The sequence below is a fragment of the Sphingobium bisphenolivorans genome (genome assembly GCF_000412635.1).
In the GTDB taxonomy this organism is placed as follows: Bacteria; Pseudomonadota; Alphaproteobacteria; order Sphingomonadales; family Sphingomonadaceae; genus Sphingobium; species Sphingobium bisphenolivorans.
Genome location: NZ_ASTG01000007.1, coordinates 1 through 12,727, shown reverse-complemented (window position 1 = coordinate 12,727; position 12,727 = coordinate 1). Strand labels below are relative to the sequence as shown.

The 12,727-nt window shown below is 64.2% G+C and carries 16 protein-coding genes; 9 read left to right on the top strand and 7 right to left on the bottom strand.

Translation table 11 applies throughout. The features are described 5' to 3' along the window. The first annotated feature begins 60 nt into the window (after window positions 1–60). Window positions 61–531, top strand: coding sequence for a GreA/GreB family elongation factor (locus L858_RS0106825; RefSeq protein ID WP_022682405.1), 471 nt, complete (start codon window positions 61–63; stop codon window positions 529–531). 94 nt (window positions 532–625) lie between these two features. On the opposite strand, the gene L858_RS0106820 is transcribed toward L858_RS0106825, so the two are convergent. From L858_RS0106820 to L858_RS0106810, 3 genes are all read right to left on the bottom strand, one after another. Next, window positions 626–1,117 (bottom strand): Dps family protein, encoded by a 492-nt coding sequence (locus L858_RS0106820; protein WP_022682404.1) that lies wholly within the window; start codon window positions 1,115–1,117, stop codon window positions 626–628. Between the two features lie 118 nt (window positions 1,118–1,235). Further along, a complete protein-coding gene (locus L858_RS0106815; RefSeq protein WP_022682403.1) occupies window positions 1,236–1,799 on the bottom strand; it encodes a TMEM165/GDT1 family protein in 564 nt (187 codons plus the stop codon). A gap of 18 nt (window positions 1,800–1,817) precedes the next feature. Beyond that, the gene (locus tag L858_RS0106810) at window positions 1,818–2,150 is read right to left on the bottom strand and encodes a hypothetical protein (protein WP_022682402.1); all 333 of its coding nucleotides are present in this window, start codon (window positions 2,148–2,150) and stop codon (window positions 1,818–1,820) included. A gap of 215 nt (window positions 2,151–2,365) precedes the next feature. Here L858_RS0106810 and rpmG point away from each other — a divergent pair, with 215 nt between their 5' ends. After that, window positions 2,366–2,533 (top strand): 50S ribosomal protein L33, encoded by a 168-nt coding sequence (gene rpmG / locus L858_RS0106805; RefSeq protein ID WP_007687342.1) that lies wholly within the window; start codon window positions 2,366–2,368, stop codon window positions 2,531–2,533. A 139-nt stretch (window positions 2,534–2,672) separates the two neighbouring features. On the opposite strand, the gene L858_RS0106800 is transcribed toward rpmG, so the two are convergent. Further along, window positions 2,673–4,553, bottom strand: a complete 1,881-nt coding sequence (locus L858_RS0106800; RefSeq protein WP_022682401.1) for a PhoX family protein — start codon at window positions 4,551–4,553, stop codon at window positions 2,673–2,675. Window positions 4,554–4,705: 152 nt separating this feature from the next. After that, entirely contained in the window at window positions 4,706–5,068 is a 363-nt protein-coding gene (locus L858_RS0106795) for a response regulator (RefSeq protein WP_022682400.1), read from the bottom strand. Window positions 5,069–5,139: 71 nt separating this feature from the next. On the opposite strand from L858_RS0106795, the gene L858_RS0106790 reads away from it, so the two are divergent. The 5 genes from L858_RS0106790 (at window position 5,140) to L858_RS0106770 (ending at window position 8,397) form a co-directional block, all read left to right on the top strand. Continuing rightward, entirely contained in the window at window positions 5,140–5,436 is a 297-nt protein-coding gene (locus L858_RS0106790; RefSeq protein WP_022682399.1) for a DUF3572 family protein, read from the top strand. Next, window positions 5,433–6,089, top strand: a complete 657-nt coding sequence (locus L858_RS0106785; protein ID WP_022682398.1) for a hypothetical protein — start codon at window positions 5,433–5,435, stop codon at window positions 6,087–6,089. Before L858_RS0106790 ends, L858_RS0106785 begins: the two co-directional genes overlap by 4 nt. Then, window positions 6,086–6,550: a RidA family protein gene (locus L858_RS0106780; RefSeq protein WP_022682397.1), complete on the top strand. Its 465-nt coding sequence runs from the start codon at window positions 6,086–6,088 to the stop codon at window positions 6,548–6,550. Before L858_RS0106785 ends, L858_RS0106780 begins: the two co-directional genes overlap by 4 nt. A gap of 73 nt (window positions 6,551–6,623) precedes the next feature. Then, window positions 6,624–7,259: a glycerophosphodiester phosphodiesterase family protein gene (locus L858_RS0106775; RefSeq protein ID WP_028055886.1), complete on the top strand. Its 636-nt coding sequence runs from the start codon at window positions 6,624–6,626 to the stop codon at window positions 7,257–7,259. Further along, the gene (locus tag L858_RS0106770) at window positions 7,252–8,397 is read left to right on the top strand and encodes a GNAT family N-acetyltransferase (protein WP_022682395.1); all 1,146 of its coding nucleotides are present in this window, start codon (window positions 7,252–7,254) and stop codon (window positions 8,395–8,397) included. The genes L858_RS0106775 and L858_RS0106770 overlap by 8 nt, the downstream gene beginning before the upstream one ends. Here the strand turns inward: L858_RS0106770 and L858_RS0106765 are convergent. Then, window positions 8,394–8,690 carry an SEL1-like repeat protein gene (locus tag L858_RS0106765; RefSeq protein ID WP_028055885.1) on the bottom strand — a complete coding sequence of 99 codons (297 nt, stop codon included), beginning with the start codon at window positions 8,688–8,690 and terminating at the stop codon, window positions 8,394–8,396. The two genes, L858_RS0106770 and L858_RS0106765, sit on opposite strands and share 4 nt — an antisense overlap. A gap of 192 nt (window positions 8,691–8,882) precedes the next feature. On the opposite strand from L858_RS0106765, the gene L858_RS0106760 reads away from it, so the two are divergent. Beyond that, complete coding sequence (locus tag L858_RS0106760; RefSeq protein WP_022682393.1) at window positions 8,883–10,139, top strand: multidrug effflux MFS transporter; 1,257 nt, start codon at window positions 8,883–8,885, stop codon at window positions 10,137–10,139. Window positions 10,140–10,167: 28 nt separating this feature from the next. Here L858_RS0106760 and L858_RS0106755 read toward each other — a convergent pair whose 3' ends face one another. After that, entirely contained in the window at window positions 10,168–11,784 is a 1,617-nt protein-coding gene (locus L858_RS0106755) for an amino acid permease (RefSeq protein ID WP_022682392.1), read from the bottom strand. A 156-nt stretch (window positions 11,785–11,940) separates the two neighbouring features. On the opposite strand from L858_RS0106755, the gene pgeF reads away from it, so the two are divergent. Next, window positions 11,941–12,714, top strand: a complete 774-nt coding sequence (pgeF, locus tag L858_RS0106750) for a peptidoglycan editing factor PgeF (protein ID WP_022682391.1) — start codon at window positions 11,941–11,943, stop codon at window positions 12,712–12,714. The last annotated feature ends 13 nt before the right edge of the window (window positions 12,715–12,727 follow it).

The following is a 12,727-nucleotide window of genomic DNA, read 5'->3' as shown; positions in this document are numbered from 1 at the left end:
AAGTATGGCACATTCGACCTTGTGTGAAGCGCGAACCGGCGTTTTGACGAGGAGAGTGCAATGAGTGTCGCCTTTCGCCGCGAGAGCGACGAGGAGCATCTGGAGCCGACCTTCGAGATTCCGATCCCGCCTGGTCCCAACTGGGTGACGGCGCGGGGATTGCGCCTGACGCGGGAAAAGGTGGAGGCGCTGGAGGCGGTCGATGCCGAAGCCATGGCCGAGGATGAAGCTAAGAAGCTGAAGCGCGAGTTGCGCTACTGGCGCACGCGCCTTGCCACCGCGCAGGTGCAGCCGGTGCCGGATGGCGATGCAGTCGCCTTCGGCAGCCGCGTGACCTACCGGCTGAACGGCAAGGAGAAGCGAATCGCGATCGTCGGCGATGACGAAGCCGATCCGACGGAAGGGCACATCGCCTTTACCGCGCCGCTTGCTCGCGCGATGATGGATGCCGAGGAAGGCGAGACGGTGGACTTCGGCGGCAAGGCCGAGGCTATCACGATCGTCGCGATCACACCCATCCAGGGAGAATAAGCCGGCATCTTGACGCGCCCTGTTCCTCCTCGGAGGCCCATGGACCGCTCCAAAAAAAAGCCCTCCAGTCCGGGCTGGAGGGCTTCGCTATGGCTCAACCGTTCCGCCCTGCCTCGAACAGGAACCAGGCGCGTTCCTCTGCCTCATCGGTCCAGTCGTCGATAATGCCCTCAGTCGCGTTGTCGCCCGCTTCGGTAGCCGCGCTCTTTGCGGCGCGGAGCGCCTCGACAAGGCGCAGATTATCCTCACGCAACTCATTCAGCATGTCCGCCGGACCGACATAATCGGCGTCATTGTCGCGGATCGTCTGGTGTCGGCCGATGTCGCCGATCGAACGAAGCGTGGTGTTGCCGGTCTTGCGCACCCGCTCGGCGATCGCGTCGGTGGTGGCCAAAATCTGCGTGGCCTGCTCATCGAACATCAGGTGGTAGTCGCGGAAATGGGGACCGGACACGTGCCAGTGGAAATTCTTGGTCTTGAAATAAAGCGCAAAGCTGTCCGCGAGCACGCCGTTCAACGCGTCCGCCACTGATTTAGCCGCATTGCTGCGCAGGTCCGTCGGGGTGTTCAGGTCGGGGGCCGTCATGGTCTGCTCCTGGGAGAGGAATGGTTTCGCTGATATAATGGTCGGCTGGAGGGAAGGTGCCAAGATCTCCGGCAAATTTCCCGCCGAAATAGTTGCTCACTCTGATGCAGGCCGTCGATCAGGCGAGGTGCAACGCGGACACGCCCGTCAGGAGCGCCGCGAGCAGGATCAGCGCCCCGCCAGCGTAGCGGAGGCCACGCAACGGCAGTTGGAACATGCGCTCGCGCAGCAGGATGACGGGCAGCGATGCGGCGATGATTCCGATGGCTCCCCCGCTCGCCGCCAGCAGCGGGTCGGCGGTGCGGACGGTCAGCCCCAGGATCAGGAACTGCGCGCCCTCGCCAAAGCCGAGGATGAACAAGCCGAGCGCGCTGGTGAGGAAAGGGCCGAGGCGCCAGTCGGTGAGCGGATCGGGCGTCCTCACCGGCCAGCACATGCCCGCCCCCAGAAACAGCAGCGCCAATGCGAGGAACAGAAGCCGCGCGTCCGATCCCAGCATCGACGCCAGCAAGGAACCGGCAGCAGCGCCGATCGCCGCATTCGCCATGGCGGCAACGGCCAGACCCGCGATAACCGCGCCGTTGCGATCAAATCGTGTGGAGAGCGCCAGGGCCAGCCTCTGCCCCTTATCCCCCATCTCTCCGGCCAGGCAGCCGAGCAGCGCGATCAGCAATGCGTCCATCGGCAGCCCGGCAGATGTTCAGAGCGTCACGCCAGGAGCGGCGGCCGGCGTTGGCTTGATCGCGACGGGCATGGCGGCGACCTGCGCCTCCGCGATTTCCACCGTGATCGCCTCTCGCATCAGGTCGAGATAGGATAGGACGAGGGGACCGGCGCCCTGCAGCGAGAGCGTCGACTGCAATGTCCCGGCGAGCCCTTCGACGCTGTCGATGTGGAAGGCGCGGGCGACATGGCGGATCTGGTCGATCTGATCGCGCAGGCGCGGCACCGAAACATTCCCTTGCTGCCCGGCAATGGCATCGACCCTGCCCAGCAGATCGGCAAGAATGGCCAATATCGGATCATGTCGCATGGAGAAGTCTCCCCCCGTCCTGTAGCTCCGACTCCCATCATGGCGCGAAGCTGGTTAAGGCCGCGTAAAGTCTAGCATGCGCCCGTCGTTCCGGCCATGAGCCTTGACACGGTCCCGAATCTACCCCATGGGGCGCTGCTGAAACGGGGCGGTCCCTCTCCTAGGAATGGGGCCGCTTTTCCTTTTGACGATATTCACGACCAGGAACCAGGGCCATGGCCAAGCCAGCAACTGTCAAGATTCGCCTCGTCAGCTCGGCTGACACCGGCTTCTTCTATGTTACCAAGAAGAATCCGCGCACCAAGACCGAGAAGCTGAGCTTCCGCAAATATGACCCGGTCGTGCGCAAGCATGTCGAGTTCAAGGAAGCCAAGATCAAGTGATGCGCGGGCGGCGCTCGCCGCCTGATGATCGCTGAGGTCCGGGCATCTGTCCACAGGAAAAGGCCCGTCCCTATGAGGGAACGGGCCTTTCCTTGTTACCGTTGAAGGCGCCCCGCGTCGGGAGAGCGCCTTGACCCGATCAGTTGCCGACCGGCTGGCCGTCGGTGCGGCGCACGACGATGGTCGAGGAGCGCGGCTGCTGCCCCGACACCGGCCAGTTGCCCGTCGGATGCTGAATGTTGATGAAGAAGGATTTGAGGTCCGGCGTATAGGCGATGCCGGTGATCTCGCAGCCCGTCGGCCCGACGAGGAAGCGCTTGGACGTTTTGCTCGTCTGGTCGACATGGTACATGGAATTGTTACCAAACGCCTGGGTCATGTTGACCGCCGCACCGTTCAGCGTTCCCGCATTGCCAGTGAGATTATGGTCGGTCTGAACCCAGAGCCGACCCTGCGGATCGATGCGCAGGCCGTCGGGGCTGGAGAAATGATCGCCGTTGATGTTGCCCTTGAGGTTGGCTTCGACAAGGCTGGGATTGCCCGCCAGCAGGAAAACCTCCCAGGTAAAGGCAATCGCAAGCGGCGAGTCGCCATTCTCGCGGAACTTCAGGATGTGGCCGTGCAGGTTGGTGGTGCGCGGGTTGGGATTGTCGGTGACGCGGCGACCGCTGTTGTTGGTGAGCGTCACGAAGATCGCCTGCTTGTTCGGCGCGACCGTGATCCATTCCGGACGGTCCATCAGCGTGCCCCCGGCCACGCGCGCGGCCGAGGCGGCGTTGATCAGCACATCGGCGGTGCTGTTGAAATTGACCGTGGTCGGCGTCGGCGGCGTCGTGGATTGGCTGACATTGCCGGGGTCCAGAGCACCCGCAACCAGACCGTTCTGGCCCTGCACCAGCGCGCGCCACTCACCCGTGCCATCGGCGTTGAACCGCGCCACATACAAGGTGCCATAGTCGAGCAGGTCGGTGTTGGACGCGCGGTTGCTGCTGCTGTACGCGCGGTCCGGCACGAACTTGTAGATGCAGCCGGGCGTTGAATCGTCGCCCATATAGAAGGCGACGCGATTGTTGCCGTCGTTGAGATAGGCGGTATTTTCGTGACTGAAGCGGCCCATCGCGGTCCGCTTGGTCGGCGCGGCCAGTTCCAGATAGGGGTCGATCTCGACCACCCAGCCATAATTGTTGTTGGGCTGCGTCGGGTCGAGATAATTGTTCGTCGTCTCTTCGCAGGTGAGGTATGTGCCCCAGGGGGTCCGGCCCGACGAGCAATTGTTCAACGTGCCCCGGATGGTCGAGGACAGCAGGCCCGCGGCAGGTCCGCCCGCGCGGTAATCGGTATTTCCCGTGTAGCGCTTGTTGTAGCGGGAGCCCGCCTTCACCGCGAACTTGCCGTCCGTGCCCTTCGCGACCTCGACCACGGAAACGCCGACGGCGGACAGGGCGATCGCCTTTTGGTCGGCCGCTGCGGTAGCGGCGGTATAGGTGCCGCTGGCGAAGAGGATGTTATAGTCCGGCAGTTCATGGTTGATCGCCAGCAGGCCGCCGCCGTTGGGATCGACGCCCGACAGCTCGAAAAACTCCATGCCGTCATGATTGCCGCCGGCCCAGAGGTTGGTCTGGCTGGCGCTGCTCGGAAAGCTGCCGGGCGCATAAGCGGTGCCGGTTTCGACCGAATCGCCGGCCTTCAGCAGCACATCGACCGTATAGCCATTGGGCACGGTGACCGTGTCGTTGGTGTTGATCGCGACCGACGCGAAGTTGATCGCATAGCTGGCAGCCGGCGTGGGGGTCGGCGTCGGAGAAGGGGTGGGGGTCGGAGACGCACTGTCATCATCGTCGCCGCAAGCGCCCAACGCGCCCAGCATCGGCAGCATCGACAGGCCGAGCAGGCCGTTCTTCAGGATCGAGCGGCGTCCCGGATTGGCGGCGACGATCGCCTCCAGGCAGTTTTCGTCGGACGTGATCTTCGGTTGGGCGTCGCGATAGGGCGCGCGCGCCTCGTCGGTCAGGTGAGACATTCTAGGATACCCCTGTGTGCTAACCGGGCTGTCGGCGGAACGCCGCGCCCTTGGCGAGCGGACATGGCAGAGCCGGATGACGGAGACGCTTCGCTGTGGCGACAAGGTGATGAAAGCCGGATGACAGGCCCGTGACAATCATGGCGGCCCGGTTACAGCAGCGCGTTCACCTGCTCGACGAAGCGCAGCACGGATATCGGCTTCGACACATAGGCCTGCGCGCCTGCGCTGCGGATACGCTCCTCATCGCCATGGCCGGCATAGGCGGTCACCGCCATGATCGGGATGGCGGACAGTTCCGCATCGCGCTTCAAGGAAATGATAAGGTCGAGGCCGCTGATATGCGGCAGATGAATGTCGGTAATCACCAGATCGGGGCGGAAGGCCCGCGCCTGCGCAACCAGATCGCGTCCGTCGCGCAGCGGCAACACCTCATGCCCGTGCGCGCGCAGCAGGTCGCAAAAAAGTTTGAGGTTGAGTTCGTTGTCCTCGACAACGAGCACGCGCTTTGCCACCAGTCACCCGCAATCAAGAAATGCGCAATGTAGAGCGCGCCACCTAATTCTGCCCCCTGCCGAGATCAACCATGCGCCCCGACATTTCCGATGGCAAGCAGCATAGCCCAAGCGCGGCCCAAGAACCATCCACCCTGGCCTTGCTGGCGCTGGGCTGGCTGCTGGCGGACGAGCGGCGTGCCGACCGCCTGCTGGGGCTGACAGGCCTTGACGCCGACGCTTTGCGGACGGGCCTCGGCGACCCGGCCATTCTGGCGGCGGTGCTGGGTTTCCTGGCCGATCATGAGCCTGATCTCATCGATTGCGCGCAGAGCATCGACAGCAGCCCCGAAGCCCTGATCGCCGCCAAGGAGAGCCTTAGCCGATGAGCCGCCCGCTGATCATCACCGACTGCGACGAAGTCTTGCTCCACATGGTCGTGCCCTTCCGGGAGTGGCTCGACGAAACGCACGATGTGCATTTCGACATGCAGGAGCGGGGTTTTGCCGAAGCGCTGCGCCACAAGGACAGCGGTGAGCCGCTGGAACGGGCGCTGGTCTGGGAGTTGCTGACCGCCTTCTTCGATACGCAAATGCCCCGGCAGCAGCCGATCACCGGCGCGATCGCGGCGATGGAACGGCTGAGCCGCGAGGCCGATATCGTCGTGCTGACCAATATCGGCAAGCGCCATCATCAGCTTCGCGTCGATCAGCTGGCGGCGCATGGCCTGACCTTCCCCGTCCACTGGAACCAAGGCGGCAAGGGCGCACCGCTAGCCGCCATCGTCGAAGCGCGGCGCCCCTCCGTCGCGTTGTTCATCGACGATCTGGCCGAACATCATGCCTCCGTCGCGCGGCATGCCCCGGCCGTCTGGCGCCTGCACATGGTGGGCGAGCCCGAGATTGCGGGGACGGTTCCCGCAGCCCCGCTCGCCCATCGCCGCATCGACGATTGGTCAAGCGCCGAGACATGGATCATGGAGCGCCTGGCCGAAGGGCCTGCTTCCGACACCACACCGACCATCAATGGAGTAAGCGCATGAGCATCGAAGCCCGTCTGGCCGAACTGGGCATCGCCCTTCCGGAAGCCGCCGCGCCCGTGGCAGCCTATGTGGCAGCTGTCGAAGCCAATGGATTGCTGCATATTTCCGGGCAGATCTCGCTGTCGGACGGCCAGTTGATGACCGGCCGGCTGGGGGAGGATCGTGACCTCGACTATGGCGTCAAGGCGGCGCGTGCCTGCGGGCTCAACCTCATCGCGCAGATGAAGGCGGCCCTCGGCACCCTGGATCGGGTGGAGCGGATCGTGAAGCTCGGCGCCTTCATCAGCAGCACACCCGGCTTCACCGACCAACCGAAGGTCGCGAACGGCGCATCGGAACTGATGGTCGAAGTCTTTGGCGACGCAGGCAAGCATGCCCGCAGCGCTGTCGGCGTGCCCGTGCTGCCGCTGGGCGCGGTGGTCGAGATCGACGCGGTCGTTCTTGTCCGGGCGGCGGCCTGATCGCGCAAGCTGGCTGACCGCCCGGCCCTATGCCCATCGCGGGCTGCATGGGGCGGGCGTCAGCGAAAATGGCATGGCGGCGTTCGAGGCCGCCATCGCCCGCGGGTTCGGCATCGAATGCGACGTGCGGCTGAGCCGGGACGGCGTGCCCATCATCTTCCATGATGCGGTGCTCACCCGCCTGACGAGATCGGCCGGGGCCGTAGCGAATTATGAAGCTGCCGCTATCGCCGGCATGAGCCTGCCCGACGGGTCCGCGCCGCCCATGCTCGACCATCTGCTTCAGCGATGCGCCGGCACGGTTCCGCTGCTCATCGAGATCAAGGCAGACGACCGCCATGTCGCGCGCGTCTGCGCCGCCGTGGCCGCCGATCTGGCGCGGCACCCTGCCGCTCAAGCGGCGATCATGTCCTTCAACCCCATGGCCGTGCGGTGGTTCAGGCGCCAGTATCCCGACAGAATGCGCGGCCTGGTGGTGGCGGAGCGGCATGGCCGGGGCTGGAGAGGCCGGCTGAAGCGGGCTCTTGCACTTTGGCTCGCCAGACCCGATTTCATCGCCTGTGATATTGCCGGCCTGCCCTCTTCCCTTGCCACTCGCCTGCGCGCCAGGGGCGTGCCGGTGCTGACCTGGACAGTGCGCACGGCCGAAGAGCGCGCCCGCGCCGCGCGCCACGCCGACCAGATCATCTTCGAGCAGCCGCATGACTGAATGGGTCGCGCGCGTGGAACAGGGAGTCGCGGCTTTGCCGCAGGATCAGTGGGATGCCTGCGCGGGGGACGCCAACCCTTTCGTCAGCTGGGCCTTCCTCGCCGCGCTGGAGGAGTCGGGCAGCGTCGGAGGCAGGAGCGGATGGCAGCCCCTGCCGCTGCTGATCGATGGACCGGACGGCCGCATCGCCGCCGCCGCGCCGCTCTACGCCAAGACGCACAGCCAGGGCGAATATGTCTTCGACCATGGCTGGGCCGATGCCTGGGAACGGGCGGGCGGGCGCTATTATCCCAAGATCCAGCTTGCCTCCCCCTTCTCCCCGGTGCCCGGCCCGCGCCTGCTGCTGAGAGACGAGGCCTTCGCCCCTGCGCTGGTCGCCGGTATCGAGACGCTGGTCGAGCGCAATAACCTGTCGTCAGCGCATGCAACCTTCATCGCGTCCGATCAGGTAGCCCTGTTCGAAGCAGCCGGCTGGCTGATCCGCGAGGACAGCCAGTTTCACTGGAGCAATCGCGGCTATCGCAACTTCGGCGACTTCCTCGCCGACCTGTCGAGCGCCAAGCGCAAGAATATCCGCAAGGAACGGGAGCGGGCGGTCGCGGGGCTGGAGATCGTGCACCTGACCGGGCCCGCGCTCACGGAAGCGCATTGGGACGCTTTCTGGACCTTCTACCAGGACACGGGAGCGCGCAAATGGGGGCGCCCCTATCTGACCCGCGCCTTCTTCTCGATCCTTGGGCAGACGATGGCGGACCGGCTGCTGCTGGTGCTGGCCATGCGCAATGGCAGGCCGATCGCCGGAGCGCTCAACCTGATCGGCGCCGACACCCTCTATGGCCGCTACTGGGGCTGCACAGAGGATGTGCCGCACCTCCATTTCGAACTATGCTATTATCAGGCGATCGACATCGCCATCGCGCGCGGCCTGAAGCATGTCGAAGCCGGGGCGCAGGGCGGACACAAGCTGGCGCGCGGATATGTCCCTCAGCCGACCTATTCCGCCCACTTCATACCCAATGCGAGTTTCCGCAGGGCCGTCGCCGACTTTTTGGAAGCTGAGCGACAGGGCGTCCAGCAGGACCGCCTCTGGCTGGCAAAACGCACGCCCTTCCGCAAGGATGACGCGGCCTCGGCTTAGGCAGTGCCCAAAGGCGCGCTGGCGATCCACGCCCGCGCCTGGCGCTGTGCCTCTGCGATCTCGCGCGCGGTCATTTCTCCTGCGATTTCAGCACGCATCGCCTGGCCTTCCGCATTGCCCTTGAGCGCGGCCAGGTTGAACCATTTATGCGCTTCGACAAGATCGATTGAAACCCCGCCCGTGCCGCAGCTATAGGCGACGCCCAGTTCGAAACATTCTTCCGCCGATTGCCAGGCAGCCTCCGGAAGGCGGCTCTCCATCAGAAATCGAGCGCTTGTCAGACTGTTAGCCACTACCGAATCCCCCTGTGGATTTCGACATATTGGTTTTCGACAGGCGCCAGGGTGCACATGTAGCGGATAAAAAATGGTTAACGCGCCATAAGGGATGTTTTCACTTCCCTCCCGTCGTCGCCCCGATGAAGGAAAGCCGAAAAATCAGGCGCAGGGGTGGCGCTGGGGGTTCATAGACCCCATAGGGCTGCGATGACCGACCGCCTGCCCAGGAAAGACATTTCGTTCCGCGAATTCGTACTACTCTGCGCCTGCCTGATGGCCATGAACGCGCTGTCGATCGATCCCATGCTGCCTGCCTTGCCGGACATCGGGCGGGACCTGCATGTTCCCAATGCCAATGATCGCCAGCTGATCATCAGCGTCTACTTCCTTGGCCTTGGCGTCGGATCGCTGCTGTTCGGCATGCTGTCCGACCGATTCGGCCGCAAGCGCGTGATGGGCGGCGCAATGGCGCTGTTCATCCTCTCATCCATCGCCTGCGCGGGCGCGCAGAACTTTTCTATGCTGCTGATCGGCCGCGCCTGCGCGGGCTTTTTCGCGGGATCGAGCCGTGTCATCACCGTCAGCGTGATCCGCGATCGGTTCAGGGGCGACGCCATGGCGCGCGTCATGTCCCTGATCTTCGCCGTCTTCCTGCTGATCCCGGTGATGGCGCCCAGCTTCGGGCAGGCAATCCTGTGGATCGCGCCATGGCGCTGGATCTTCTGGATTCTTTCGATCCTCACCGTGTTCATCCTGCTGTGGATGCTGCTGCGCCTGCCCGAAACATTGCAGCCTGAAAATCGAATGCGGGTCGATGCTACCTCGCTGATGCGGACGGTCAGCACGATCGTCAGGACGCGCAGCACCATCGGCTATATGCTCGCCAGCGGCGTGATCATGGGCGCCCTGGTGGGCTTCATCCTGTCGGTGCAGCAGATCTTCTTCGATGTGTTCGACGCGCGAAAAATCTTTCCCTTCGCCTTCGCCGTAATTGCCGGCAGCATGGGCGTGGGCAGCCTGCTCAACAGCCGGTTGGTGTCCCGCTTCGGTGCACGGCGGCTCAGCCAGAGCGCCCTTATCGGCATGGTTCTTGTGAACCTGCTCCACCTCGCCGTGATCCTGACCGGTCGCGAGACGCTGGTAAGCTTCATCGCCTTTCAGGCGGCGACGATGCTGATGCTGGCCTTCACCGCCTCCAATTTCAGCTCCATCTCCATGGAGCCATTTGCCAGGGGCGCCGGTATCGCCTCATCCTTTCAGGCGTTTCTGACCACGGCCGTGTCCAGCGCGCTCGGTACGCTTGTCGGCCGCGCCTTCGACAACAGCACGCTGCCGCTAGCGCTGGGCGTGATCGTCTTCGGAACCATATCCCTGCTGATCGTCGCCTGGGCCGAAGAGGGCAAGCTTTTCACACGCCCCCGCCACGATGCATTGCGGGATCATCCCACCGAGCCGATCCATTGAAGGCGGGGCTGATACCCCGCCTTGTCCTTCAGGCGTCCTGACCGCCGGGTGTCGGCGCGCCGGGCATCGGCGGCACCGGCTGCGGCGGAATGCCGCTATCCTGCTCATGGGCTTCCACGATGCCGCGGCCAACATGACTCTTGTGATAGCCGTAGAGGAAGTAGAGCACGAGGCCGAGCCCGCCCCACACCGGCAGCACCATCTGCGCATCGACCGGCAGGTTGAAGAACAGGAACACGCATCCGACGGTCGCCAGCGGCGCCACCACCCATACCAGCGGCGTGCGGAACGGCCGCTGCCGGTTCGGTTCCTTCACTCGCAGCACGAGCACGGCGATCGACACCATGAAAAAGGCGAACAGCGTGCCCGAATTGGAGATGTCGGCAAGCTGCCCCACCGGCAGCAGCGCTGCGGCGATCGCCACGAAAATGCCGGTGACGATGGTGACGACATGCGGGGTCTTGAAACGGGGATGGATGCTCGACAGTTTCTCCGGCAGCAGGCCGTCGCGCGCCATGACGAAGAAGATGCGCGTCTGACCGAACATCATCATCAGGATGACGGACGGCAGGGCAAGGTTGGCGGCAAGGCCCAGAGCGTTGCCCACCGTTGTCCAGTTGATCGCGCGCAGCACATGAGCCAACGCTTCGTTGGAACAGACCAGGTCCTGCGCATGAGCGGCCGTCGCGCAGGTTGCGGCAAAGCCTTGCGATCCCGGCGCTACGACCGCGCCATCCGGACCCAGCACCGGCTGAGCGCCCATGGCGCCCACCGCGCCGGCGGCGACCAACAGATAAAAAATCGTGCACAGGGCAAGGCTGCCGATCAGACCGATGGGGACATTGCGCTGCGGATTCTTCGTCTCCTCGGCAGCGGTCGAAACCGCGTCGAAGCCGACGTAGGCGAAGAAGATAGAAGCGGCTGCGCCGACGATCCCCATGCCGCTGGTCCCTTCCGGGCCGAACCAGCCATTGGGCGCGAAGGGCGAAAAATTGCCGGTATCGAGGACGGGCAGCGTCAGTGCGACGAAGGCGGTCAGCGCGGCCACCTTGATCGCCACCAGCACGGCGTTCACCCGTGCGCTTTCGGTCGTGCCGATCACGAGCAGCGCGGTAACGGCGAGGGCGACGCCGATCGCCGGGATGTTGATCGTCCCGTGCGAAAAATCCGCATGCGGGATCAGGCCGTTCATCGTCCAGACGGGCCCCGCCGACAGCGCTTGTGGTAACTCAAGCCCGGTGATGCTTTTGAGCAGCCCCATGAAATAGCCCGACCAGCCGACGGACACGGCGCTCGCGGCCACCGCATATTCGAGGATCAGCGCCCATCCGACCATCCAGGCGAGAAGCTCGCCCACCACTGCATAGGTGTAGGTATAGGCTGAGCCGGACACCGGCACCATCGACGCGATCTCGGAATAGCAGAGCGCGGCAAAGGCGCAGACCGCGCCCGCGATGACGAAGCTCCACATCATGCCCGGTCCGGCCTTTTGCGCGGCGGCGGCGGTCAATACGAAAATGCCGGTGCCAATGATGGCACCGACACCCAAAAGCGTCAGTTGGACCGGTCCCAGCGTGCGGACGAGGGACTTTCTCTCGGCCGTCGCCAAAATGGCGTCCAGCGGTTTAATGCGCCCGAATATCATGAACGGAGCCCTTTTATCATGTCTTTTGCCCGACAGCCCGCAGGCCGCCTCCTTTTTCTATGAAATGAAGACTATCGCCTAATGTGGCGCGCGCAAGTATGTTGCGCGCCCGAGACATGGCTCCAAGGCTTCTCGCGGCGATAGGAAGGACAAGGAATGATCGATCTGCTGCGGGCAAGAAGCTTCGGCAACACCCCGCATGGTTTTGCTGGGCGGCGGGGCGGTGTATCGACCGGCATCCATGCAGGATTGAATGTAGGGCTCGGCTCCGCGGATGAGCGCGACGCCATTTTGCGGAACCGGGCCTTGGCACGCGACGCGCTTCTGCCCGGCGGGACGCTGGTCACTCTGCATCAGGTACACTCGGCCGATGTCGTCACTGTGACGGCGCCGATCGCAGAGGATAATCGCCCCGCCGCCGACGCCATGGTGACGAACCGGCCCGGGCTGGTCCTCGGCATCTTGACGGCGGATTGCGTGCCTGTGCTATTCTCCGACCCGCAGGCTGGGGTTGTGGGCGCCGCCCATGCCGGGTGGAAGGGAGCCCTGTCCGGCGTGACCGACGGCACGATCGAGGCGATGGAGGCGTTAGGGGGTAAACGCGATCAGATTGTCTGCGCGGTCGGTCCCTGCATCGGCCGCGCTTCCTACGAGGTCACGCTGGAATTCGCCGCCCGCTTCGAGGAAGCGGATGCGGCCAATGAGCGCTTTTTCACCGAGGGGAGGACGGGACACTGCCAGTTCGACATCGCCGCCTATGTCGCCTGGCGCCTCGCTTCTGCCGGAATCAGGCAGATCGAGATATTGGGAGAGGATACCTACAGCCAGCCCGAGCGGTTTTTCAGCTATCGCCGGTCCTGCCATCGGGGCGAAGCCGATTACGGCCGTCAGATTTCGATGATCGCTGTGCAAGGCAAATGGACACCCTGATTTACCGGGTTTC

Coding starts and splice junctions, on each gene's coding strand:
- L858_RS0106825 (WP_022682405.1), top strand. CDS start 61: ATGAGTGTCGCCTTTCGCCGCGAGAGCGACGAGGAGCATCTGGAGCCG.
- L858_RS0106820 (WP_022682404.1), bottom strand. CDS start 1,117: ATGACGGCCCCCGACCTGAACACCCCGACGGACCTGCGCAGCAATGCG.
- L858_RS0106815 (WP_022682403.1), bottom strand. CDS start 1,799: ATGGACGCATTGCTGATCGCGCTGCTCGGCTGCCTGGCCGGAGAGATG.
- L858_RS0106810 (WP_022682402.1), bottom strand. CDS start 2,150: ATGCGACATGATCCGATATTGGCCATTCTTGCCGATCTGCTGGGCAGG.
- rpmG (WP_007687342.1), top strand. CDS start 2,366: ATGGCCAAGCCAGCAACTGTCAAGATTCGCCTCGTCAGCTCGGCTGAC.
- L858_RS0106800 (WP_022682401.1), bottom strand. CDS start 4,553: ATGTCTCACCTGACCGACGAGGCGCGCGCGCCCTATCGCGACGCCCAA.
- L858_RS0106790 (WP_022682399.1), top strand. CDS start 5,140: ATGCGCCCCGACATTTCCGATGGCAAGCAGCATAGCCCAAGCGCGGCC.
- L858_RS0106785 (WP_022682398.1), top strand. CDS start 5,433: ATGAGCCGCCCGCTGATCATCACCGACTGCGACGAAGTCTTGCTCCAC.
- L858_RS0106780 (WP_022682397.1), top strand. CDS start 6,086: ATGAGCATCGAAGCCCGTCTGGCCGAACTGGGCATCGCCCTTCCGGAA.
- L858_RS0106775 (WP_028055886.1), top strand. CDS start 6,624: ATGGCGGCGTTCGAGGCCGCCATCGCCCGCGGGTTCGGCATCGAATGC.
- L858_RS0106770 (WP_022682395.1), top strand. CDS start 7,252: ATGACTGAATGGGTCGCGCGCGTGGAACAGGGAGTCGCGGCTTTGCCG.
- L858_RS0106760 (WP_022682393.1), top strand. CDS start 8,883: ATGACCGACCGCCTGCCCAGGAAAGACATTTCGTTCCGCGAATTCGTA.
- L858_RS0106755 (WP_022682392.1), bottom strand. CDS start 11,784: ATGATATTCGGGCGCATTAAACCGCTGGACGCCATTTTGGCGACGGCC.
- pgeF (WP_022682391.1), top strand. CDS start 11,941: ATGATCGATCTGCTGCGGGCAAGAAGCTTCGGCAACACCCCGCATGGT.